This window comes from Kitasatospora setae KM-6054, from assembly GCF_000269985.1.
GTDB lineage: Bacteria > Actinomycetota > Actinomycetes > Streptomycetales > Streptomycetaceae > Kitasatospora > Kitasatospora setae.
Window position 1 is genome coordinate 1,270,676 of the sequence record NC_016109.1, and the last position, 21,483, is coordinate 1,292,158.

The 21,483-nt window shown below is 73.7% G+C and carries 18 protein-coding genes and 1 riboswitch; of the genes, 7 read left to right on the top strand and 11 right to left on the bottom strand.

Features of this window, described 5'->3' with window-relative positions; translation table 11 throughout:
* The first annotated feature begins 194 nt into the window (after positions 1 to 194).
* Together KSE_RS05605 and KSE_RS05610 are read left to right on the top strand one after the other, a co-directional pair.
* The gene (locus tag KSE_RS05605; protein ID WP_202523528.1) at positions 195 to 2,117 is read left to right on the top strand and encodes an AAA family ATPase; all 1,923 of its coding nucleotides are present in this window, start codon (positions 195 to 197) and stop codon (positions 2,115 to 2,117) included.
* 56 nt (positions 2,118 to 2,173) lie between these two features.
* Positions 2,174 to 2,959 carry a DUF4230 domain-containing protein gene (locus KSE_RS05610; protein ID WP_014134305.1) on the top strand — a complete coding sequence of 262 codons (786 nt, stop codon included), beginning with the start codon at positions 2,174 to 2,176 and terminating at the stop codon, positions 2,957 to 2,959.
* Positions 2,960 to 3,048: 89 nt separating this feature from the next.
* On the opposite strand, the gene KSE_RS05615 is transcribed toward KSE_RS05610, so the two are convergent.
* The 9 genes from KSE_RS05615 to KSE_RS05655 all read right to left on the bottom strand — a co-directional run bounded on the left by KSE_RS05615 (position 3,049) and on the right by KSE_RS05655 (position 10,616).
* The gene (locus KSE_RS05615) at positions 3,049 to 4,098 is read right to left on the bottom strand and encodes a hemolysin family protein (RefSeq protein ID WP_014134306.1); all 1,050 of its coding nucleotides are present in this window, start codon (positions 4,096 to 4,098) and stop codon (positions 3,049 to 3,051) included.
* Positions 4,095 to 5,438, bottom strand: a complete 1,344-nt coding sequence (locus KSE_RS05620; protein WP_014134307.1) for a hemolysin family protein — start codon at positions 5,436 to 5,438, stop codon at positions 4,095 to 4,097. Before KSE_RS05620 ends, KSE_RS05615 begins: the two co-directional genes overlap by 4 nt.
* Before the next feature lie 207 nt (positions 5,439 to 5,645).
* Positions 5,646 to 6,101, bottom strand: coding sequence for a PH domain-containing protein (locus KSE_RS05625; RefSeq protein ID WP_014134308.1), 456 nt, complete (start codon positions 6,099 to 6,101; stop codon positions 5,646 to 5,648).
* A 75-nt stretch (positions 6,102 to 6,176) separates the two neighbouring features.
* Positions 6,177 to 7,028 (bottom strand): ATP phosphoribosyltransferase, encoded by an 852-nt coding sequence (gene hisG, locus KSE_RS05630; RefSeq protein ID WP_014134309.1) that lies wholly within the window; start codon positions 7,026 to 7,028, stop codon positions 6,177 to 6,179.
* 41 nt (positions 7,029 to 7,069) lie between these two features.
* Positions 7,070 to 7,342, bottom strand: coding sequence for a phosphoribosyl-ATP diphosphatase (locus KSE_RS05635; RefSeq protein ID WP_014134310.1), 273 nt, complete (start codon positions 7,340 to 7,342; stop codon positions 7,070 to 7,072).
* A gap of 97 nt (positions 7,343 to 7,439) precedes the next feature.
* On the bottom strand, positions 7,440 to 7,934 hold the full coding sequence (gene ribH, locus KSE_RS05640; RefSeq protein WP_014134311.1) for a 6,7-dimethyl-8-ribityllumazine synthase: 495 nt from the start codon (positions 7,932 to 7,934) through the stop codon (positions 7,440 to 7,442).
* Between the two features lie 122 nt (positions 7,935 to 8,056).
* On the bottom strand, positions 8,057 to 9,322 hold the full coding sequence (locus KSE_RS05645; protein ID WP_014134312.1) for a bifunctional 3,4-dihydroxy-2-butanone-4-phosphate synthase/GTP cyclohydrolase II: 1,266 nt from the start codon (positions 9,320 to 9,322) through the stop codon (positions 8,057 to 8,059).
* Positions 9,319 to 9,960 (bottom strand): nicotinamide mononucleotide transporter family protein, encoded by a 642-nt coding sequence (locus KSE_RS05650; RefSeq protein ID WP_014134313.1) that lies wholly within the window; start codon positions 9,958 to 9,960, stop codon positions 9,319 to 9,321. Before KSE_RS05650 ends, KSE_RS05645 begins: the two co-directional genes overlap by 4 nt.
* Positions 9,957 to 10,616, bottom strand: coding sequence for a riboflavin synthase (locus tag KSE_RS05655; protein WP_014134314.1), 660 nt, complete (start codon positions 10,614 to 10,616; stop codon positions 9,957 to 9,959). The genes KSE_RS05650 and KSE_RS05655 overlap by 4 nt, the downstream gene beginning before the upstream one ends.
* 186 nt (positions 10,617 to 10,802) lie before the next feature.
* Positions 10,803 to 10,930: riboswitch (FMN riboswitch) on the bottom strand.
* Between the two features lie 151 nt (positions 10,931 to 11,081).
* Between KSE_RS05655 and KSE_RS05660 the strand changes: the two genes are divergently transcribed.
* Entirely contained in the window at positions 11,082 to 11,330 is a 249-nt protein-coding gene (locus KSE_RS05660) for an SCO4226 family nickel-binding protein (RefSeq protein WP_014134315.1), read from the top strand.
* Between the two features lie 214 nt (positions 11,331 to 11,544).
* Entirely contained in the window at positions 11,545 to 12,936 is a 1,392-nt protein-coding gene (locus KSE_RS05665) for an FAD-dependent oxidoreductase (RefSeq protein ID WP_014134316.1), read from the top strand.
* 72 nt (positions 12,937 to 13,008) lie between these two features.
* Here KSE_RS05665 and KSE_RS05670 read toward each other — a convergent pair whose 3' ends face one another.
* Together KSE_RS05670 and KSE_RS05675 are read right to left on the bottom strand one after the other, a co-directional pair.
* Complete coding sequence (locus KSE_RS05670) at positions 13,009 to 13,659, bottom strand: ABC transporter ATP-binding protein (RefSeq protein ID WP_014134317.1); 651 nt, start codon at positions 13,657 to 13,659, stop codon at positions 13,009 to 13,011.
* Positions 13,656 to 14,768 carry an ABC transporter permease gene (locus tag KSE_RS05675; protein ID WP_014134318.1) on the bottom strand — a complete coding sequence of 371 codons (1,113 nt, stop codon included), beginning with the start codon at positions 14,766 to 14,768 and terminating at the stop codon, positions 13,656 to 13,658. Before KSE_RS05675 ends, KSE_RS05670 begins: the two co-directional genes overlap by 4 nt.
* A gap of 108 nt (positions 14,769 to 14,876) precedes the next feature.
* Between KSE_RS05675 and KSE_RS05680 the strand changes: the two genes are divergently transcribed.
* The 3 genes from KSE_RS05680 (at position 14,877) to KSE_RS40930 (ending at position 21,374) form a co-directional block, all read left to right on the top strand.
* The gene (locus KSE_RS05680) at positions 14,877 to 15,470 is read left to right on the top strand and encodes a TetR/AcrR family transcriptional regulator (protein WP_014134319.1); all 594 of its coding nucleotides are present in this window, start codon (positions 14,877 to 14,879) and stop codon (positions 15,468 to 15,470) included.
* Positions 15,471 to 15,786: 316 nt separating this feature from the next.
* Positions 15,787 to 20,688, top strand: coding sequence for an RHS repeat-associated core domain-containing protein (locus KSE_RS45625; RefSeq protein WP_014134320.1), 4,902 nt, complete (start codon positions 15,787 to 15,789; stop codon positions 20,686 to 20,688).
* Positions 20,689 to 20,864: 176 nt separating this feature from the next.
* Positions 20,865 to 21,374 carry a hypothetical protein gene (locus KSE_RS40930; RefSeq protein ID WP_014134321.1) on the top strand — a complete coding sequence of 170 codons (510 nt, stop codon included), beginning with the start codon at positions 20,865 to 20,867 and terminating at the stop codon, positions 21,372 to 21,374.
* The last annotated feature ends 109 nt before the right edge of the window (positions 21,375 to 21,483 follow it).

Consider the following 21,483-nt stretch of genomic DNA (forward strand, 5'->3'; position numbering starts at 1 on the left):
ATCGTCTCGCGCCATTCGAACCGCGCGGCACCCTTACGGATCAGCGCCGCGCCGGTACCATGCCACGCAGGCGCGCAGAGGTAGCGCCCCGATGGTTCTGGCGGGGGGCGTCAGTGACGGTGGAGAGTTCCGGCGGCAAGGGTCCCGCCGCGGCGGGTCCGGATCCGGACGCCGACCGCGCCTGGTCGCGCGCCATGGACGCCTACACGGCCGGTTCGTACGCCCGCGCGGAGGAGGAGTTCCGCGCCGCGGTCTACACCGACCCGGGCATGGCCGACGCCTGGCTCGGCCTGCACGCGCTGCGCAGCGACACCGCGGGCGCGCTGCTGGCGATGCAGCGGCACCGCGACCGGTTCGGCGAGCAGCGCGAGCGGCACCGCCGCCCGCTCAGTTCCTGGTACTGGCTGGGCTGGTGGGTGCAGCCGGTGCTGGAGACCCCGCAGGACCTGGCGCTGGCGCACGCCTCGCACTGGCTGGACGGCCGCCACCTGGCCGAGCTGGACCAGGCCCTGACGCTGTGCCCGCCGCCGGAGCGGGAACCCGCGGTGCGGTTCCTGCACGCCTGCCGCGCCTACCTGTTGAAGGACTGGGAGCAGCTGGTCCGGGAGACCGACCGGCTGCTGGACGACCCGCTGCTGGGCATCGAGGCCGGCCTGTTCGCCGGGATGGCCCGGGTCCGGCTCGACATGTGCGCGCAGGCCCAGCGCCCGCTGGCCGCCTCGCTGGCGCGCTGCCGCTCCGAGCAGCCGCAGCGCAAGGAGCTGCGCTACTGGCTGGCCCGGGCGTACGAGGGCGCGGGGCGCAGCGCGGCGGCGCTGCCGCTGTACCGGGCGGTGCACCGGGCGGACCCGGCGTTCATGGACACCGAGCAGCGGCTGGCGGCGATCGCGGCCGAGGACGGGCTGCTGGACGGCGAGGAGTTCGGCGGCTACCGGGGCGCGGCGGCGGTTCCGCTGGAGACGCTGGACGATTTCGGCGAGCTGGGCGAGCCGAGCGGGTACGGCGAACCGGGCGCGCCGGGCGGCGGGTTCGGCGCGCCGGGGCCGTTCGAGGAGCCGGGCGCGCCGGTGGAGTTCCGCGGCGGTTCGGGCGGGGTCAGCGAGGAGGCGTGCGCCGAGGACGACGGCCCGGCGCCGGCCGAGGCCGGGCGGGCGCAGCTGGCCGAACGGGCCTCCGGCGCCTCGGCGTTGCCACCGCGGCCGGGCAACTGGCCCGCCGCGCAGGCGGTTCCGGCGGCGGGTCCGAACCCGGCGCCGGCCGCCCGGCTGGAACTGGACCAGGCGCTGGCCGAGTTGGAGGCGATGGTCGGCCTGGACCCGGTGAAGCGGCAGGTGCGGGCGCTGTCCGCGCAGCTGCGGATGGCCCGGCTGCGGGCGGACCGCGGCCTGCCGGTGCAGCCGCCGAAGCGGCACTTCGTGTTCTCCGGCCCGTCCGGCACCGGCAAGACCACGGTGGCGCGGATCCTCGGCCGGGTCTTCCACGCCCTCGGACTGCTCTCCGGCGACCACCTGGTGGAGGCCCAACGAGCCGACCTGGTGGGCGAGTTCCTGGGGCAGACGGCGGTGAAGGCGAACGAGCTGATCGACTCGGCGCTGGACGGCGTGCTGTTCATAGACGAGGCGTACTCGCTGGCCAACTCGGGCTACAGCAAGGGCGACGCGTACGGCGACGAGGCGCTGCAGGTGCTGCTGAAGCGGGCCGAGGACAACCGGGACCGATTGGTCGTCATCCTCGCGGGGTACCCGGACGGCATGAATCGACTGCTGGCAACGAACCCGGGGCTGAACTCCCGATTCACCACCCGGGTCGACTTCCCCTCCTACCGGCCCGCCGAACTGACCGACATCGGCCTGCAGTTGGCGCGGGCCGACGGCGACGGCTGGGACGTGGACGCGACCGAGGAGCTGTCCTCGATCTGCGGGCACGTGGTCACCGAGGGCTGGATCGACCAGCTCGGCAACGGCCGCTTCGTCCGCACCCTGTACGAGAAGTCCTGCGCGTACCGGGACCTGCGGCTCTCCGGCCAGCGCGGCACCCCCTCCCGGGAGGACCTGGCCACGCTGCGCCTGCCGGACCTGCTGCAGGCGTACGGCGAGCTGATCGACGGCCGCCAGTGAGCGGCCCGCGGGAGGGCCGGCCGGAGCGGCCGGAGGACGTGAGGGGCACGGACGACGTGGGTGACGTGAAGAACGTGAAGAACGCGAACGACGTGGAGAACGCGAACGACGTGGAGGACGCGGACGACGTGGCGGGCGCGGGCGTGCCGGCGCCGCGCCGGGCGGCGGAGCGGGCGGCGGACGGGCCGCGCGCGGTCCGGTCGGCGCGGCGGGTGCCCTGGTACGTCTCGCTGCCGGTCACGCTGGCCGTGATCGCGGCGCTGTTCCTGGCGATGGGGAACCTGGGCTGGCTGCCGGGCCTGCCGAACCCGTTCGCCGAGAAGACGGTCGACCGCAGCCAGCCCGCGGTCCTCAAGTCGGTGCGGGACATGAGCCGTTACAACGCGGCGACCGGCGACTTCCAGGTCATCGTGGACCTCGCCAACGAGGCCAGGTTCCTGCCGTCGGCGATCCTGGGCACCCGCAGCCTGTACGTGGGCGCGGGCAGCGTCGAGGCGTACGTGGACCTCGGGAAGCTCGGGGCGGACGCGGTGCACGTCTCCGAGGACCGGCGGACGGCGTCCATCACCATCCCGCACGGGCAGCTCGCCGGGGCGGCGCTCGACGTGAAGCGCTCGTACATGTACTCGCAGGAGCGCGGCCTGTTCGACCGGCTCGGCGACCTGTTCTCGTCGAGCACCTCGGAGGACCAGCACAAGGTGGAGCTGCTGGCCGTCGACAAGATCGACAAGGCGGCGAAGGAGAGCGGGCTGACGGCGACCGCGGAGAACAACACCAAGGCGATGCTGACCGGGCTGCTGGGCTCGCTGGGCTTCACCCAGGTCACGGTGACCGTGGCCTGACCCGGGCGAACGGACCACCCGGAACGGCCGGACGGCCGGCCCCCGTGCGGACACGGGGGCCGGCCGTCCGTCGCGGTGCGGTGCCGCGGTCAGCGCTGGGTGGGCGCGGGGGGCCGGTGGTCGGGGTCGTGGACCTCGCCGACCAGCTCCTCCAGCACGTCCTCCAGGGCGACCAGGCCGAGCTGGTGCCCGTCCGGGTCGACCACGGCCGCCAGGTGGGCGGCGGCCCGGCGCATCGCGGCGAGCGCGTCGTCCAGCGGCAGTCCGGAGCGCAGCACGGTGATCGGCCGCCACAGCCGGGCCGGGACGGGCGAGCTCAGGTCGTCGGCCTCCAGCGAGTCCTTGACGTGCAGGTAGCCGAGGACGGTGCCGTGCTCGTCGGCGACCGGGAAGCGTGAGAAGCCGGTGCGGACGGCGAGCCGCTGGATCTCCTCGCCGGTGACCTCGCGGCCGACGGTGACCAGCTGCTCGGACGGCAGCAGCACCTCGGTGACCGGGCGGCTGCCCATCTCCAGGGCGTCCTCCAGGCGTTCGCGGCGGCTGTCGTCGAGCAGCCCGGCCTCGCCGGAGTCGGTCAGCATCAGCCGCAGCTGCTCGCTGGTGGCGACCGAGTCGACCTCGTCCTTGGGTTCGACCCGGAACAGCCGCAGCACGCCGTTGGCGAAGGCGTTCAGGAAGGAGATGAACGGGGCGAGCCAGCGGGCCAGCCGGTCGAGCGGCGGGCCGAGCCAGAGCGCGGCCCTCTCCGGGCCGGCCAGCGCGAGGTTCTTCGGGACCATCTCGCCGATCACCATGTGCAGGAACACCACGATGCTGAGCGCGACGGCGTAGCTGAGCAGGTGCATCGCCGAGTCGGGCACGCCGAGGGCGTGGAAGACCGGCTCCAGCAGGTGCGCGATGGTGGGTTCGGCGAGCGCGCCGAGCAGCAGCGAGCAGACGGTGATGCCGAGCTGGGCGGCGGCCAGCATCGCGGAGACGTTGGACAGCGCGTGCAGCACGGTGCGGGCGCGCTTGTCGCCGGCCTCGGCGAGCGGTTCGATCTGGCTGCGGCGGACCGAGATGACGGCGAACTCGGCGCCGACGAAGAAGGCGTTGCCGAGCAGCAGGAGCAGTGAGAAGGCGAGTTGCAGGGCGCTCATCGGTGGTTGTCCCGGTCCTCGTGGTCCTCGTGGTCCTCGTGCACGCGCCGGACCTCGACCCGGCTGGTGCGGTGCCGGTCGACCGCGGTCACGGTCAGCTCCCAGCCGGGCAGGTGGGCCCGCTCGCCGACGGCGGGCAGCTTGCCGAGCAGGTCGGCGAGCAGGCCGCCGAGCGTCTCGTACGGGCCGTCGGGGGCGTGCAGGCCGATCTTGGCGAGCTGGTCGAGCCGGGCCCGGCCGTCGGCGTCCCAGACCGGCAGGCCGCCCTGCGGGGCGAGCGGGCGCAGGTCGGGGGTGTCGGCGGGGTCGTGCTCGTCCTGGACCTCGCCGACCACCTCCTCGACGATGTCCTCGATGGTGGCGACGCCGGCGGTGCCGCCGTACTCGTCGACCACGACGGCCATCGGTTCGCGGCCGCGCAGCAGGTCGAGCAGCCGCTCGACGGGCATCGTCTCGGGGACCAGCAGCGGCGGGGCCGCCAGGTGGCGGACCCGGGTGTGGTCGCGGCGCCCGGCCGGGACCGCGAGCGCGTCCTTGAGGGTGACGGTTCCGGTGACCTCGTCGAGGCTGTCGGAGTACACCGGGAAGCGGCTCAGGCCGGTGGCCCGGGTCAGGTTGAGCACGTCGGTGGCGGTGGCGTCCTCCTGGAGGGCGGCGACGTCGATCCGCGGGGTCATCACGGACTCGGCGGTCAGCTCGCGCAGGCCCAGGGTGCGGACGAACAGCGTGGCGGACTGCTCGTCCATCACGCCGGCCTGGAAGGAGTGCCGGGCCAGGGCGACGAGTTCGTCGGCGGTGCGGGCGTGGCCGAGCTCCTCCTGCGGTTCGACGCCGAAGGCGCGGACGATCCGGTCGGCGGAGCCGTTCAGGAAGGAGATCAGCGGCCGGCAGGCGGCGGAGAACACCCGCTGCGGGCCGACGACGGCGTAGGCGACCTGGATCGGGCGGGAGATCGCCCAGTTCTTCGGGACCAGCTCGCCGATCACCATCTGGATCACGGTGGCGAGCACCAGGCCGACGACGACCGCGGTGCCGCGGGCCGCCGACTCGGGCAGGCCGATCGCGGTGAACACCGGGCCGAGCAGGGTGGAGAGCGCCGGTTCGGCGAGCATGCCGACCACCAGCGAGGTGATGGTGATGCCGAGCTGGGCGCCGGAGAGCTGGAAGGACAGCTGCTGCAGGGCCTTGGACAGGCTCTTGGCGCGCCGGTCGCCGGTGGCCGCGGCGCGTTCGACGGTGCCGCGGTCGGCGGTCACGAACGCGAACTCGGCGGCCACGAACAGGCCGTTGGCGAGGATGAGCAGGAATGCCGCGAGCAGCAGGAGCCAGGCGGTGGTCATCGGGCCGCCCGCCTTCCCTGGCTGGAAACGTGCGTGGCGGCGCGGGTACTACCGGACGGATCGTCCATCGAGGGGAGGTGTCACTCCTCTGGTCGCGGGTGGACGCGGGCAGCCCGGTTCTCGGGTGGGCTTTGCCGCGGTTTTACCAGCGTAGACGATACCCGAACGCTTCTCGGAGCCTGTTCGACCCGTCCCTCCGGGGGCGTGTCAGCCCCGGGCGGCGGCGTGCTGCTGTTCGACCAGGTCGCGCAGGGCGCGGGCGGCGGCGATCGCCTGCTCGCGCCCGCCGCCGGGCTGGATGCCGACGGCGGCCAGCGCGGTGCCGTCCGCGAGGTCGAGCGTCACCCAGGGGTCGCCGGCCTTGAAGTTCACCCGGACCACCTCGGCCCAGGAGAGCCGGCGGCGGCGGACGAAGTTGACCACGGTCAGGCCCTCGGCGTCGGCGACCACCTCGGGGCGGGCCAGCATCAGGCCGACCGCGGCGAACAGCACGCCGGAGCCGACCATCATCACCCGGTCGTTGAACTGCCAGCTCTCCGGCAGCGCGACGGCGAGCACCGCGAACAGCACCACCAGCACGGCGCTCAGCGCGCAGAGCACGACGCGGTTGCGGCGGGGCGCCCAGGTGACGGGCAGGGCGGTGGCGGTGCTGGCGGTGGACACGGGTGGCTCCAGGGTGGGGCGGGGGCCGCGACCGGCGGCGGGGGCCGCGGCCGGCGGCCCCCGTCCGGTGGCGGGTCAGATGCGGCAGGCGTGGATGTTGGTGACCAGGATGGCGCGGGCGCCGATCGCCCACAGGTCGTCCATGATCCGCTGCGCCTCCTTGCGGAGCACCATCGAGCGGACCGCGACCCAGCCCTCGGTGTGCAGCGGCGAGACGGTCGGCGACTCCAGGCCCGGGGTGAGGGCGACGGCCGCGCCGACCTGCTCGGCGCGGATGTCGTAGTCCATCAGCACGTAGCGGCGGGCCACCAGCACGCCCTGCAGGCGGCGCAGGAACTGCTCGACCGCGGGGTCCTCGCCGGCGCCCTTGGGGCGGATCACCACGGCGTCGGAGACCAGGATCGGGTCGCCGAACACCTCCAGGCCGGCGTTGCGCAGGCTGGTGCCGGTCTCCACCACGTCGGCGATCACGTCGGCGACGCCCAGGTGCACGGCGGTCTCGACCGCGCCGTCCAGCTTGGTGACGGCGGCGGCCTTCACGCCGTGCTCGGCGAGGTGCTGCTCGACCAGGCCGGTGTACGAGGTGGCGATCCGCAGGCCCTCCAGGTCCCGGACGCCGGCGATCCCGGTGCCGACCGGCCGGGCGAACCGGAAGGTCGAGCCGGCGAAGCCGAGCGCGAGCACCTCCTCGGCCTCCGAGGCGGAGTCCAGCAGCAGGTCGCGGCCGGTGATGCCGACGTCGAGCCGGCCGGAGCCGACGTACACGGCGATGTCGCGCGGGCGCAGGAAGAAGAACTCGACCTGGTTGTCCGGGTCGACCAGGACGAGCTCCTTGGCCTCCTTGCGCTGCCGGTACCCGGCCTCATGGAGCATCTCCGCCGCGGGACCCGAGAGCGAACCCTTGTTGGGGACGGCGATGCGGAGCATGAGAGGCGAACCCTTCGCGTTGGCGATCAATGGAGGTGTGCTTAGAGGTACTTGTAGACGTCTTCGAGCGTCAGCCCGCGAGCGATCATCATCACCTGGACGTGGTAGAGGAGCTGCGAGATCTCCTCGGCCGCCTCCGCGGGCGACTGGTACTCGGCGGCCATCCAGACCTCGGCGGCCTCCTCGACGACCTTCTTGCCGATCGAGTGGACGCCCTGCTGCACCAGTTGGGCGGTGCGGGAGGTCTGGGGGTCGCCGGTGGCGGCCTTCTGCTGGAGCTCGGCGAAGAGCTCCTCGAATGTCTTGGAAGCCATGATGGGCTCACCTTACGGGGTGCGGGCTGACGGACGGTAAACGGTTTCGCACCGTGGACGGTCCGGTGGACAGCCCGGCGGTGCCGGAACCCGCCGGTCAGCGGCGGGGGCCGAGGGCCCCGCGCAGCGCGGCCGCGGTGGCGACGGCGGCGGTGACCGCCTCGTGGCCCTTGTCCTCGGCGGAGCCGGGCAGGCCGGCCCGGTCCAGCGCCTGCTGCTCGTCGTCGCAGGTCAGCACGCCGAAGCCGACCGGGACGCCGGTGTCCACGGTGACCTGGGTGAGGCCGAGGGTGGCGCCCTGGCAGACGTAGTCGAAGTGCGGGGTGCCGCCGCGGATGACCACGCCGAGCGCGACCACCGCGTCGTAGCCGGCGTCGGCCAGCCGCTTGGCGGCGACCGGCAGTTCGAAGGTGCCGGGGACGCGCAGCTCGGTCGCGCCGTCGATGCCGAGCTCCTTCAGGGCGCGCCGGGCGCCGTCCAGCAGCCCGTCCATCACCTGCCGGTGCCACTGCGCGGCGACCACCGCGACCCGCAGGTCGGCGGTGTTGTCCAGGTTCTCCGGGGACAGGACGGGGGCTCCGTGGCCGGCCATGTTCGTCTTCTCTCTGCTCGTCGCTGGTGCTTCGTCGGGTGCGGGTGCGGATGCTTCGGCGGGTGCGGGTGCTTCGGCGGGTGCGGGTGCTTCGGCGGGTGCGGGTGCTTCGGCGGGTGCGGCTACTCGCCGTCGTCGTCGAGCCACGGCAGGTCGTGGCCCATCCGGTCGCGCTTGGTGCGCAGGTAGCGCAGGTTGTGCTCGCCGGCGGCGGTCGGGAGCGGGCGGCGGGCGGCGACCTTGAGGCCGTGCTCGGTGAGCGCGGTCTGCTTGGCCGGGTTGTTGCTGAGCAGGGTCAGCGAGCGGACGCCCAGGTCGGTGAGCATCTGCGCGCCGATCGAGTAGTCGCGGGCGTCGGCGGGCAGGCCCTGGTCGAGGTTGGCGTCGACGGTGTCCCGGCCCTGCTCCTGGAGCTGGTAGGCGCGCAGCTTGTGGGCCAGGCCGATGCCCCGGCCCTCGTGGCCGCGCAGGTAGAGCACCACGCCGCGGCCGGCCTCGGCGACGGCGGCCAGCGAAGCCTCCAGCTGCGGGCCGCAGTCGCAGCGCAGCGAGCCGAACACGTCGCCGGTCAGGCACTCGGAGTGCAGCCGGACCAGGACGTCCTCGCCGTCGGGGAGCCGGCCGTCGGCGTCCAGGCCGCCGGCCACCAGGGCCAGGTGCTCGGTGCCGTCGATGGTGCCGCGGTAGCCGACGGCGGTGAACTCGCCGTGCGCGGTGGGCAGCGCGGTGACGGCGGCGCGGTCGACGTGCAGCTCGGTGCGGCGGCGGTAGGCGATCAGGTCCTCGATCGAGATGATCGCCAGGCCGTGCTCGCGGGCGAAGGCGTGGAGCTCGGGCAGCCGGGCCATGGTGCCGTCGTCGTTGACCACCTCGGCGATGCCGCCGGCCGGCGGGAGGCCGGCCAGCCGGGCCAGGTCGACGGCGGCCTCGGTGTGGCCGGGGCGGACCAGCACGCCGCCGTCGACGGCGCGCAGCGGGAAGACGTGCCCGGGGCGGGTCAGGTCGGCGGCCTCGGTGCCGGCACTGGCCAGCAGCTTGACGGTGCGGGCCCGGTCGGCGGCCGAGATGCCGGTGGAGACGCCGTCGCGGGCGTCGACCGAGACGGCGTACGCGGTGCCCTTGCGGTCCTCGTTGACCCGGGTCATCGGGGGGAGCTTGAGCCGGTCCAGCTCGTCGCCGGTCATCGGGGCGCAGATCACGCCGGAGGAGTACCGGACGGTGAAGGCGAGCAGTTCGGGGGTGGCGGCGGAGGCGGCGAAGACGATGTCGCCCTCGTTCTCGCGGTCCTCGTCGTCGACCACGATCACGGCGCGGCCGAGCGCGATGTCGGCGATCGCCCGCTCGACCGGGTCGAGGGCGAGCGGCTGGGCGGCGGACTCGGTGCTCATGCGGTGACTCCCTTGGCGAGCGGGGCGGGCCGGGACGCGCGGGCCTTCGTCCACCAGCTGGCCAGGCCCGCCAGCACCAGGACGAAGTAGACGGTGAAGGTCAGCGCGGTGAAGGTGTAGCCGTGCTGGTAGGCGTAGGGCACGCCGACCAGGTCGACGGCCAGCCAGGCGAACCAGAACTCGACCCAGCCCCGGGCCTGGGCGTACATCGCGGCCAGCGTGCCGACGAAGATGTAGGCGTCGAACAGCGGGGCCCAGGACAGCTTGGGGACGGCGTGGAACAGCGCGGCGACGGCGGCGGTGCCGGCCGCGGTGCCGAGGACCAGCAGGGCCCGCTCGGTCCAGGTCGCGAAGCGGACCTCGACCTGGCCGGTGTCGCGGCGGCCGCGCCGCCACTGCGTCCAGCCCCAGACCGAGGCGACGATGACGATCGCCTGCTTGCCGATCAGGCCGGGCACGTGCCCGCCCCAGAACGCCAGGATCAGCACCGTGCCGGCCAGGAACTGCGCGGGCCAGGTCAGCACCGAGCGGCGCCAGCCGAGGGCCAGGCCGGCCAGGCCGATCAGGTTGCCGGTCATGTCGGCGACCTTCACCTGCTCGCCGAACGCGGTGAAGGCCAGCTCTCCGAACGAACTCACTTGGTTCCCCCCAGGGTGTCGGGCAGTGCGCGGGTGTCGAGCAGGCGCTCGACGTACTTGGCGAGGACGTCCACCTCGAGGTTGACGGGCTCGCCGACCTGCTTGGCGCCCAGCGTGGTGAGGGCCAGGGTGGCCGGGATCAGCGAGACGGTGAACGAGTCGAGGGCCGCCTCGACGACGGTGAGGCTGACGCCGTCCACGGTGATCGACCCCTTCTCCACCAGGTAGCGCGCGATCGGCTGCGGCAGGGTGAAGCGCAGCACCTCCCAGCGCGGGTTCCCGTCGGCGTCGAGGTCGCCGGGCTCCCGGGAGAGCAGCGTGCCGGTGGCGTCGACGTGCCCCTGCACCAGGTGGCCGCCGAGCCGGGCGCCGAGCGCCATCGCCCGTTCCAGGTTGACCCGGGAGCCGGGGCGGAGCACGCCGAGGCTGGAGCGCTGCAGCGTCTCGCGCATCACGTCGGCGCTGAACTCGCCGTCGCGGGCGGCCAGTTGCTCGTTGTCGTCGAGGACGGTCAGACAGACGCCGTTGACCGCGATCGAGTCGCCGTGCCGGGCGTCGGCCGTGACGACCGGGCCGCGCAGGCGGATGCGCGAGGATTCGCCGATCTCCTCGATGGAGACGACCTCGCCGAGCTCTTCGATGATGCCGGTGAACACCCGGGTTCTCCTCGCGCTGTAGGGCGCGGACTCCGGGGCGGCTCATGGGAGTTGACTGCGGACGTGCGTCGGGCGGGAGTGCGCCCGGGGGCCGCCTGGGCGTGGTGCCGCCCCGGGCTCGGGTTCACTGCCGTCCTGCTCGCACCCCGGCCTCGGGTGGCCGTGGTGGTGACACACTTCGTCCGCCGCGCACGCCTCCCATCCGGACTTTAACCGTCGGTCCAGGAATTTCACCTGGTCAACCGGCCGCTGGCTGCGGACGGGTCGCGGACTGTAACCGCCGGTTCGGATTTTCACCGACCCCGGAGTGCGCTGAACGTCACTGATTGACTGCACCAACATTCTTGCACGCGCGGACACTCCCTCCGCAAGGAACGCGTCCTGTGGCCTGGTTCACTCCGAAAGTGCACGGTGGGAGGGAATAGTTCTCCACACGGAGAACTCCCGGCCGAGGAGTTGAGCCCGATGGCGATGTTCATGGACGTCCACCACGGGATGGCGGGCATCACCGCCGAGCAGTTGAAGGCCGCGCACGCGGCGGACCTCGCGGCGCAGGGCGAGGAGGGCGTCGAGTTCCGGCAGGCCTGGGCCGACCCCGACTCGGGGACCGTCTACTGCCTCTCCTCCGCCCCGAGCCGGGAGGCCGTGCAGCGCGTGCACGAGCGGACCGGGCACCCGGCGGACGAGGTGCACCCGGTGCCGCTGCAGGCCTGAGGCGGCCCGCGGACCCGGACCGGCGGCGGATAAGCGGAGGTAGCGTCGGGTGCACGCTGGAGGTACGGGCCTGCGCGCCGACACGGCATAGGCAGAACTTTGAGCAGGCATAGCTCCGACTTATGACGGCATAAGCCGGAGCCCCGTACCGGGCGCGCCCGCCGGCCGCGAGGCTGGGCGGTACGCGCCCCGAGTCGAACAGGAGTACCTGCCCATGCCCCGCCCCGTCCGGGTGGCCATCGTCGGTTCCGGCCCCGCCGGGATCTACGCCGCCGACGCGCTGCTGAAGTCCGACCTGGCCGCCGCCCCCGGCGTCTCCATCGACCTGATCGAGCGGCTGCCCGCCCCCTTCGGCCTGATCCGCTACGGCGTCGCCCCCGACCACCCCCGGATCAAGGGCATCATCACCGCCCTGCACCAGGTCCTCGACAAGCCCCAGGTCCGCCTGCTCGGCAACGTCGACTACCCCGGCGACCTGTCGCTCGACGAGCTGCACCGCTTCTACGACGCCCTGGTCTTCGCCACCGGCGCCGAGGCCGACCGCGACCTGGACATCCCCGGCATCGGGCTGGACGGCTCGTACGGCGCCGCCGACTTCGTCTCCTGGTACGACGGCCACCCCGAGGTCCCGCGCGAGTGGCCGCTGGAGGCCGAGCAGGTCGCCGTCCTCGGCGTCGGCAACGTCGCGCTCGACGTCGCCCGCGTCCTCGCCAAGACCGCGGACGAGCTGCTGCCCACCGAGATCCCGCCGAACGTGTACGAGGGCCTGGCCGCGAACCGCGCCGTCGAGGTGCACGTGTTCGGGCGGCGCGGCCCCGCGCAGGCCAAGTTCTCGCCGATGGAACTGCGCGAGCTCGACCACTCCCCCACCATCGAGGTCATCGTCGCCCCGGAGGACATCGACTACGACGACGCCTCGATCGCCACCCGGCGCGCCAACAAGCAGGCCGACATGGTCGCCTCGACGCTGGAGAACTGGGCGATCCGCGACGTCGGCGACCGGCCGCACCGGATCCACCTGCACTTCTTCGAGAACCCGGTCGAGGTGCTCGGCGCGGACGGCCGGGTCGTCGCGCTGCGCACCGAGCGCACCGAACTCGACGGCACCGGCAACACCGTGGGCACCGGCACCTTCCGCGAGTGGCCGGTGCAGGCCGTCTACCGGGCGGTCGGCTACCGCTCCGACGAACTGCCCAAGCTGCCCTTCGACCCGCTCAGCTCGACCGTCCCGCACCAGGCCGGCCGGGTCCAGGAGAACGGCGTCCACCTGCCCTCGGTCTACGTCACCGGCTGGGTCAAGCGCGGCCCGGTCGGCCTGATCGGCCACACCAAGGGCGACGCCAACGAGACCGTCGCCTGCCTGGTCGCCGACCACGCCGCCGGCCTGCTCCGGCCCGCCGCCGAACCCGCCGAGGACGCCGTCGTCGACTTCCTGCGCGCCCGCGGCGTCGACTTCACCACCTGGGAGGGCTGGCACCACCTCGACGCCCACGAGAAGGCCCTCGGCGCGGCCGAGGGCCGCGAGCGGGTCAAGGTCGTCGACCGGGTCGGCATGCTGGACGCCTCGCGCAGCGAGCGGTCCGCGGAGCGCAACAACCTGCGGTAGGACCGCGGAGCGACCTGCGGGGGACCGCGGAAAGGGGTGCGGGGAGCCGGACGGCTCCCCGCACCCCTGCGTTCACCTCGCGATCGTCGCGCCCGCCGCCTCCGCCACGACCGGGTCGTGGGTGGCGACCAGGGTTGCGCAGCCGCGCTGCTTCGCGGTGGTGGCGATGAGGGCGGTGAGGGCGGCGGCCTGGGTGCGGTCGACGGCGGCGGTGGGTTCGTCGATCAGCAGGAGGTCGGGTTCGAGGAACAGGGCGCGGGCGAGGGCGGTGCGTTGGCGTTCGCCGCCGGAGAGCCGGTCGGCGCGGTGGTGCAGGCGGTGGGCGAGGCCGACTTCGGCGAGGGCGCTCTCCGCCGCGGCGCGCAGCCGCCTGGCGGGGCGGCCGGCCACCGAGGCCGCGGCGAGGAGCTGTTCGACGGCGGTGAGGCCGCCGAGCAGGTTGCCGCTCTGGAACACGTAGCCGACGCGTTCGCGGCGGACCCGGGCCCGTTCGGCGTCGGTGAGCGCGGCGAGGTCCGTCCCGCCGAGCAGGACCCGGCCCTCGTCGGGGCGCAGCAGGGCGCCCGCGACGGCGAGCAGGGTGGACTTGCCGGAGCCGGAGGGGCCGACCAGGGCGGTCAGGACGCCGGGCGCGCAGGTGGCGTCGACGGCGCGCAGGACGGGGGTGCGGGCGTCGCCGCGGCCGAGCGAGACGCTCACGCCGTGCAGGGTCAGTTCGGTCATCGTGCGGCCCCGAGCATGGTCATCGGGTCGGCCTTGGCGACCCGGCGGAGGGTGAGCGCGGCCCCGGCGAGGGCGGCGAGGGCGACGGCGCCCATGGTGGCGGTGAGGGACAACCCGGGGAGGCTGAACGGGACTTCGGTGCCGACCAGGAGTCCGACGGCCGAGGCGAGGGCGGCGCCGGCCAGGGTGCCGCCGAGGACGACGGCGGCGGCCTGGGCCAGGGTGTGGCCGAGCAGCCGGCGGCGGGAGGCGCCCATCGCGCGCAGCAGGGCGAGTTCGGGTTGGCGCTGCACCGTCCAGACGCCGAAGAACGCGCCGACCACCAGCGGGGCGATCAGGTAGAGGAAGAACTGGATGGAGGTCATGGTGACGCGTTCGCCGGTGTAGCCGGGGGCGGCCGCGTACGCCGCGTCGAGGGTGAGCGTGCGGGTGCCGAGCTGCCGGTCGGCGGCGGCGAGCCGGGCTCCGCCGGTGGTGCGCAGGGCGATCGCGCCGTACTGCCGCGGGAGTTCGGCGGCGGGGGTGGTCGCGCCCGGGGTGGTGAAGCGGATCCGCTGCCAGGTGGCGGTGGTGACGTACCCGGCGGGGACGTGCCCGTAGGAGGCGCGGGCGGTGATGCCGGTGACCTTCAGGGCGATGCCGAGGCGGTCGACGGTGAGGGTGTCGCCGATCCGGACTCCCTCGTCGGCGAGCTTGCGGGAGATCACCAGCTGGTCGTCGCCGCCGAGGGGTCGGCCGTCCTCGGCGCCGGGGTCGAGGAAGGAGCCGGGTTCGACGCCGAACGCGGCCAGGTCGACCTCGGTGTGCCGGTCGGTGGTGCCGCGGGCGATCGAGACGCCGAGCGGGGTGGCCCGGACGCCGGGCTGCTCCCGCCAGCGCTCCAGGGTCTCGGCGGGGACGAGGCTGCGGGCGAACTGGTCGGACTCGGCGTCCGGGGAGAACGCCAGGTGGGTGGCGGGCAGGCGGCGCAGGGCGGAGACGGTGTCGTCGCCGAGGCCGGTGGTGAACCCGGAGACGATCCCGACCAGGGCGGCGACCAGCAGGACGACGCAGCCCATGAGCAGGAAGCGGCCGCGGGCGGCCTTGAGTTCGAGCAGGGCGAGGTACACCGTGCTCCTTCCAGGTTGGGGACGTGGCGTCCCCAACATAGGGCATGGCGACACTCCGTCCCCAACTCGGGGGCCCGGAGCCGCGTCCGGGCCTCCTAGACTGGGCGGGTGCCGAAGATCAGTGCCGCCTCCGTCGCCGACCACCGCGCCCAGCAGCACCGGGCGCTGGTCGCGGCCGCCCGCGAACTGCTGGAGACCGAGGGCGACGCCGCCGCCGTGACCTTCACCGCCGTCGCCCGCCGCACCGGCCTGGCCCGCAACAGCGTCTACAAGTACTTCGCCGACCGGGCCGCGCTGCTGGCCGCCGTCGTGCACGAGTCCACCCCGGTGTGGACCGAGCGGATCACCGCCGCGATGGCCGCCGCCGACGACCCCGAACAGCGGGTCGCCGCGTACGTCCGGGCCCAGTGCGAGCTGGTCCGCGACGGCGAGCACCGGATCGCCCGCGCGCTGGCCGGCGACCGGGACGCGGCGGCGCTCCGCGAGGCCGCCGGCGAGGCCCACCGCCGACTGCTCTCCCCCCTGGTCACCGCCCTCACCGAACTCGGCGACCGGACGCCGCTGCGCACCGCCCAACTGCTCCAGGGCCTGGTCAACGCCGCCGTCACCGCCCTGGAGTCCGGCGCCCCGTACCGCCCCACCACCGAACGGGCCGCCGCACTGGCGGTGGCCTCGCTGGCGGCGCTGCGCGAGGGGCGCTGACCACTCCGGCGCGGATTTCAAGAAGTTGCCCGAGGCATCCATTTTTTCCGCGGCCGGAAGTCCGCAGGCGCACGCCTCCTCCTATCGCAGAACACCTGCAAACGGCAAGTCCCACCTCTTCTTCGAGCAAAGAAAAGGTGGTATTCAATCGTGATCAAATATGGACTTTACGCGTCCTTTATGAGCTATACGCTCGCCCCCGCAAGATCGACTTGCGTCTCCGATCCGAAGGGGAAGTCGCGTGCGCACAACTCGTGGCGGAAGATCGACGGGGCGGCTCAGACCCGTCGCCATCGGCGTCTGCCTGGCACTGTCCGTGGGCCTGGTCCAGGGCGCGGAATGGATCCTGGCCCCCATCCAGGCCCGGGCGGCCGCCTCGCCCCCGGACGTCCCCACCGTCACCGGCCTGTCGCCCTGGTGGTCGAACGCCTACAACCGGCTCGGCTACGCCACCAGTGCCACACCGACGCTGCGCGCCATGGCCACCGCCGCAGCCGGCAATTACCAGGCGCAGTTCGAAATGACCCCGGACCCGGCGTTCAACGACACCGCGTACGCGTTCACGGGCACGTCCGCGCTCACCGCGTCGGGCGCGGTCGCGCTCCTCACCGTCCCGGCGAGCAGCGCTCTGCCGCAGGGCGTCCACCTCCGGCTGCGGGCGCGGGCCTACGACGGCACGAACTACGGCGCCTGGAGCGGGTACACCGCCTACACGGTGGACGCCGCCGCTCCCGCCGCACCGACCATCAGCTGCGCGGGCGCCCCGGCCGGGGACTGGACCGCCTCGGTGCCCGCGGAGAGCCCGTGCACCCTGTCCACCGGCGCGGCCGACGGCCAGGGCTACGCCTGGGGCCTGGACGACTACTCCGCCTCGCAGCGGGCCTGGGACACCGCGGGCACCGGCACCGGGAAGACGTTGACCGTCAACGTCTCCCCCGGCGCGGGCTGGCACACCCTGTACGCGCGGACCATCGACGCGGCCGGCAACGAGTCGACCGACACCACCGCCTACAGCTTCGGCGTCGGCCCCGGTGCCGCGGCCCTGCTGACCCCGCTCGGGGGCGAGCGCACGGCGCGCCGGCTCGCGCTGTCCGCGCTCGGGAAAACCGACTACACCGGCGTGACCTACCAGTACCGGCTCGGCGCCGCGGACGGCTGGAAGGACATCCCGGCCTCCGCCGTCACCAAGACGGCGGGCGGTCAGGTCAGTTGGCCACTCGCCGTCTCGGGCGGCAACTCCGCCCCGCTCACCTGGAACGTCACCGACACCCTCGCCGCCGACAGCCCGGTCGACGTCCAGGCGAAGTTCGTCCGGGCCGACGGCGGCACCGGCTACACCCAGGCGTCCACCGTCGTGGTGGACCGCACCGCGGGCAGCGCGCCGGCCCGGCAGCTCGGCCCGGGCAACGTCAACCTGCTCACCGGCGACTTCACCGTCGGCTCGACCGACGCGTCGTTCTTCGGGCTGAGCGTGACCCGCAGCACCTCCTCACGGCAGCCCGACGCCGGTTCCGCCCGGGCCGGGCAGGCCGCGATCTTCGGCCCGCAGTGGTCCTCCGGCATCCAGGCAGAGCTGACCGGCACCAGCTGGTCCGCCGTCCAGCAGACCTCCGCGACGTCGGTGGCGCTGGTCTCCGGCGACGGCGGCCGAGTCGGCTTCACCGCCACCGCGGACGGCGGCTGGGTCGGCGAGCCGGGCGCCGGCGAGCTGACCCTGACCGGCTCGCTGACCGGTTCCTTCACGCTCAAGGACACCGCGGGCACGACCGCCACCTTCGCCAAGGTGGACCCGGCCGCGACCACGTGGGCCCTCGCCACCAGCTTCCTGGCGACCGACAACTCCACCACCGCGGTGGTCTCGGAGAAGGCCACCGTGAACGGCCAGGTCGTCGCCCGTCCCAAGTACGTGGTCGCACCCACCAGCGCCGTCCCGAACGCGACCTGCGCCGCCACGCCCGCCACCAAGGGCTGCCGAGTGCTGGAGTTCGACTACGCGGGCGCCACCACGGCGAGCGGCAACGCCTTCGGCGACTTCACCGGCCAGGTCAGGCAGGTCAAGCTGTGGACCACCGTCCCCGGTGCCGCCGCGGCCACCGCGTCCGGCGTCGCGGCGTACGCCTACGACAGCGCGGGCCGGCTCCGGGAGTCCTGGGACCCCCGGCTGTCCACCCCGCTCAAGACCGCCTACGGCTACGATGCCGCGGGCCGGCTGACCGGCCTCACCCCGCCCGGCGAGCTGCCCTGGACGATGGCCTACGGCAAGGTCGGCGGTTCCTCGGTCGCCGGTGACGGCATGCTGCTCGCGGTCTCCCGGCCCAACCTCCGGCCCGGGACGGCGAGCACCACCGACGGCACCGACGCCGTCAGCAGCCTCGTCTACAACGTGCCGGTCAGCGGGACCCGGGCGCCGTACCAGCTCGCCACCTCCGACGTGCGCGGCTGGCACCAGGAAGTCGCCCCGAGCGACGCCACCGCGGTCTTCCCCGCCGACCAGGTCCCGGCCTCGCACGACGGCGCCGACCTGACCGCCGCCGACTACCGGCGGGCCACCGTCCAGTACGTCGACGCCTCGGGCCAGGACGTCGATCTGGCCGAGCCGGGCGGCCGCATCAGCAGCACCCAGTACGACCGCTACGGCAACGTGGTCCGCGCCCTCGGCGCGGGGAACCGCTCGGTGGCGCTCGGCCTCACCGAAGCGGACCGGGCCGCCCAGCGGGACCTCGGCATCGCCTCGCTCGGCAGCGCCGACCGGGCCGCCCTGCTGGAGGACCGCTCGGTCTGGAGCGCCGACGGCATGCGCGAACTGGAGACCTTCGGGCCGCTGCACCGGGTCGACCTGGTCTCGGACTTCAAGTCCGGCACCACCGTCCTGCTGACGGCCGGCACCTCGGTGGCCGCGCGGGCCTGGGCGGTCAAGGAGTACGACACGGGACGGCCGACCGACGGCAGTGCCGTGACCTCCAACCGCCTGACCATCACCACCAGCGGCCTGCGGGTCAACGGGTACAACTCGATCCTCGCCGACAAGCGGGTCACCGAGACCCAGTACGACTGGGCCAAGGGCCTGCCGAAGCTCACCATCAAGGACGGCGCGGGCGTCGCGCTCAGCTACGGCACGGGCTACGACGCACAGGGCCGGATCGTCTCCGAGCAGATGCCCGGCAGCAACGGCGCGGACGCCGGCGCCCGGGTGACCGTCTACTGGAAGGGGGACGGCACCGGCTGGTGCCAGGGCCGACCGGAGTGGGCCGACCAGGTCTGCTGGAAGGGCCCGGCCGGTGACATCGCCGGCGGCGGCGCCAACCCGCAGCAGCAGACCGACACCAGCTTCGAGTACGGCCGCTGGGGGCAGATCACGGAGACCGACGAGACCTCCGGGAGCACCTACCGCAACACCTTCCTCAGCTACGACAACGCGGGCCGGCTGGTCACCAGCCACCTGACCGGCAACACCGGGCAGCCGCTCACGGACGTGACCACCGCCTACAGCGGCACCAACGGCCGCCCGGTGAGCACCTCGTCCACCGGCGGCGGCACCGTCAGCCGCGACTACGACGCCCTCGGCCGGGTCGTCTCCTACACCGACGCCGACGGCGGCACCACGACCACCTCCTACGACCCGCTCGGCCGGGTACTCACCGTCACCGACAGCGCCCCCTCCACCACCACGTACGCGTACGACTCCGCCGTCGAGCCCGGCGGCCAGCCGGTGCGGATCGTGGACTCCGTCGCGGGCACCATCACCGCCGAGTACGGGCCGGACGGCACCGTCACGGCCCAGCACCTGCCCGGCGGCTACACCGCCAAGCAGACCCGGAACACGGTCGGGCAGGTCGTCAACGTCACCTACACCCGTGACTCCGACGGCACGGTCGTGATGGCCGACAGCGAGACCCGCTCGATCCACGACCAGGTCACCACGCACGCCAACAGCGTCACGCCCGGCAGCCAGAAGTACCTGTACGACAAGGCGGGCCGGCTGGTCGAGGTGCAGGAGACCGCAGCCGGCGTGTGCACCGACCGCGCCTACACCCTGGACCGGCACTCCAACCGCACCGCGCTGACCACCACCACCGGTGCCGCCGGCGCCCCCTGCGGCACCACCGGCGGCACCACCGCCAACCACACCTACGACACCGCCGACCGGATCGTCGACCCCGGCTACGCCTACGACGCCCTCGGCCGCACCACCGCCCTGCCCGGCGGCACGTCCCTCTCCTACTACTCCAACGACCGGGCCCACCAGGAGACCACCGGGACCACCCGGCAGACCTGGACCCTCGACTCCGCCCAGCGCGTCCGCGGCTGGACCGTCGAGACCTCCGGCACCGGCGGCTGGAACCAGACCGCCTCGAAGCTCAACCACTACGGCTGCGAGTGCGACAGCCCGACCTGGATCGTCGAGGACCGGGCGACCGGCGACCTGACCCGGAACGTCCGGGGCCTGGACGGCGGACTGGCCGCGACCACCGGCCGGACCGGCGCGGTCGTGCTGCAACTGGCCAACCTACACGGCGACGTCACCCTCCGGCTGCCGCTGGACGCCTCGCTCACCCCGACCGTCCAGGACGCCGACGAGTACGGCAACGCCCGCACCGCGCAGACCCCGCCGCGGTACGGCTGGCACGGCGCGCAGCAGCGCTCCGGCGAGGCGCTCTCCGGTCTGGTGCTGATGGGCGCGCGCCTGTACAACCCGGCGACGGGCCGCTTCCTGTCCACCGACCCGGTCGAGGGCGGCAGCCTCAACGCGTACGAGTACGGCGCGGCCGACCCGGTGAACAAGACCGACCTGACCGGCACCTACTGGCGGGAACGCACCCAGACCCAGACCACCTCGACGTACTCGCTGCGGATCCGGCGGGTCTGCAACGACCAGTGGCGCTGCTACCTGAACTGGGACCTCAGCTTCCGCGGGAAGTACCGTTACGCCACCATCCTGGGCGGCTGGGACTGGGCGGTGTTCGTCAGCTACTGGAAGGTCGGCGGCGGGCGCTACAGCCACTCCGAGGGGGGCAGCTACATGTTCCACGGCGACTGGTACAGCAACGACCGGAACAAGGGGCCGGGCTACTACCGGTACGCCAGCTTCTGGAGCCTGTGGCTCGACCCCGGCGACACCGTGACCTTCCGGGCCGCCGGGCGGGCCATCATCGACTGCCGGCGGACGGAGGTCTGGTCGGTCGACGCCTGGTTCGGCGGAGGCGGCAGCTACTCCTGAGCACGCGCGGCACCGGCCGCCGGGCGGATGGACGGCCCCCGGGCCCGGCCTCGATACTGACGGTGTCGAGGCCGGGCCCGGCCCGTTCCGGCAGCCGATGCGGCACCCCCGTCCCCGGGCCCCGAGCCCCGCCCCCACCACCGCCCCCATCCCCATCCGCGAGAGGCCCCGAGGCCATGCCCGAACCACGGCAGGCGGCGTTCGCCGACTGGCTGGAGACCGTGCGGCACGACCCCGACACCGGGTCCTGCCTCACCCCGCTGTCGGAGAGCGGTCGGCGGTGGCTGGCGAACGTCTTCGACGCGCACGGCGAGGTCCCCCCGGCGTACCTGCTCGACCTTCTGTTCGAACGCCGGGGCGCGCTCGCCCGCACCGCGCTCGACCTGCTGCGGGACGCCGCCGAACGGGACCTGGGCATCGCGCCGGACCTGCGCGTCCGAGCCGACGCGCACAGCGACTACGAGCCGTCGGGCGAGGTCGAGGTGCACGGCGAGCAGATCCGCGCCGTCGGCCTCCCGGAGGCGCTGGCCGCGGTGGCGGGGGCGGTGCAGTCCTTCCTCGCCGAGGCACACCGGGTGGTCTGGCCCGTCTGCCCCGAACACCGCACCGGCGTGCACCCCGCGCTCACCGCCGGAACGGCCGTGTGGCACTGCACCACCGGGGCGCACGAACTGCCGCTCCCCTGACGGCGGCGGCGGGACGGTGCGGACGGGCCGGGCCTCCCGTTCGGGTGCCGCCGTTCGGGCGGCCGGCAGTACGTCGGCGCGCCAGCTGCCCTCCGATGTGCGGCCGTCG

What these genes read in the sequence shown, in the direction of transcription:
- KSE_RS05605 (WP_202523528.1), top strand. Translation starts at nt 195, where the DNA reads ATGGACGCCTACACGGCCGGTTCGTACGCCCGCGCGGAGGAGGAGTTC.
- KSE_RS05615 (WP_014134306.1), bottom strand. Translation starts at nt 4,098, where the DNA reads ATGAGCGCCCTGCAACTCGCCTTCTCACTGCTCCTGCTGCTCGGCAAC.
- KSE_RS05620 (WP_014134307.1), bottom strand. Translation starts at nt 5,438, where the DNA reads ATGACCACCGCCTGGCTCCTGCTGCTCGCGGCATTCCTGCTCATCCTC.
- hisG (WP_014134309.1), bottom strand. Translation starts at nt 7,028, where the DNA reads ATGCTCCGCATCGCCGTCCCCAACAAGGGTTCGCTCTCGGGTCCCGCG.
- KSE_RS05635 (WP_014134310.1), bottom strand. Translation starts at nt 7,342, where the DNA reads ATGGCTTCCAAGACATTCGAGGAGCTCTTCGCCGAGCTCCAGCAGAAG.
- ribH (WP_014134311.1), bottom strand. Translation starts at nt 7,934, where the DNA reads ATGGCCGGCCACGGAGCCCCCGTCCTGTCCCCGGAGAACCTGGACAAC.
- KSE_RS05645 (WP_014134312.1), bottom strand. Translation starts at nt 9,322, where the DNA reads ATGAGCACCGAGTCCGCCGCCCAGCCGCTCGCCCTCGACCCGGTCGAG.
- KSE_RS05660 (WP_014134315.1), top strand. Translation starts at nt 11,082, where the DNA reads ATGGCGATGTTCATGGACGTCCACCACGGGATGGCGGGCATCACCGCC.
- KSE_RS05665 (WP_014134316.1), top strand. Translation starts at nt 11,545, where the DNA reads ATGCCCCGCCCCGTCCGGGTGGCCATCGTCGGTTCCGGCCCCGCCGGG.
- KSE_RS05670 (WP_014134317.1), bottom strand. Translation starts at nt 13,659, where the DNA reads ATGACCGAACTGACCCTGCACGGCGTGAGCGTCTCGCTCGGCCGCGGC.
- KSE_RS40930 (WP_014134321.1), top strand. Translation starts at nt 20,865, where the DNA reads ATGCCCGAACCACGGCAGGCGGCGTTCGCCGACTGGCTGGAGACCGTG.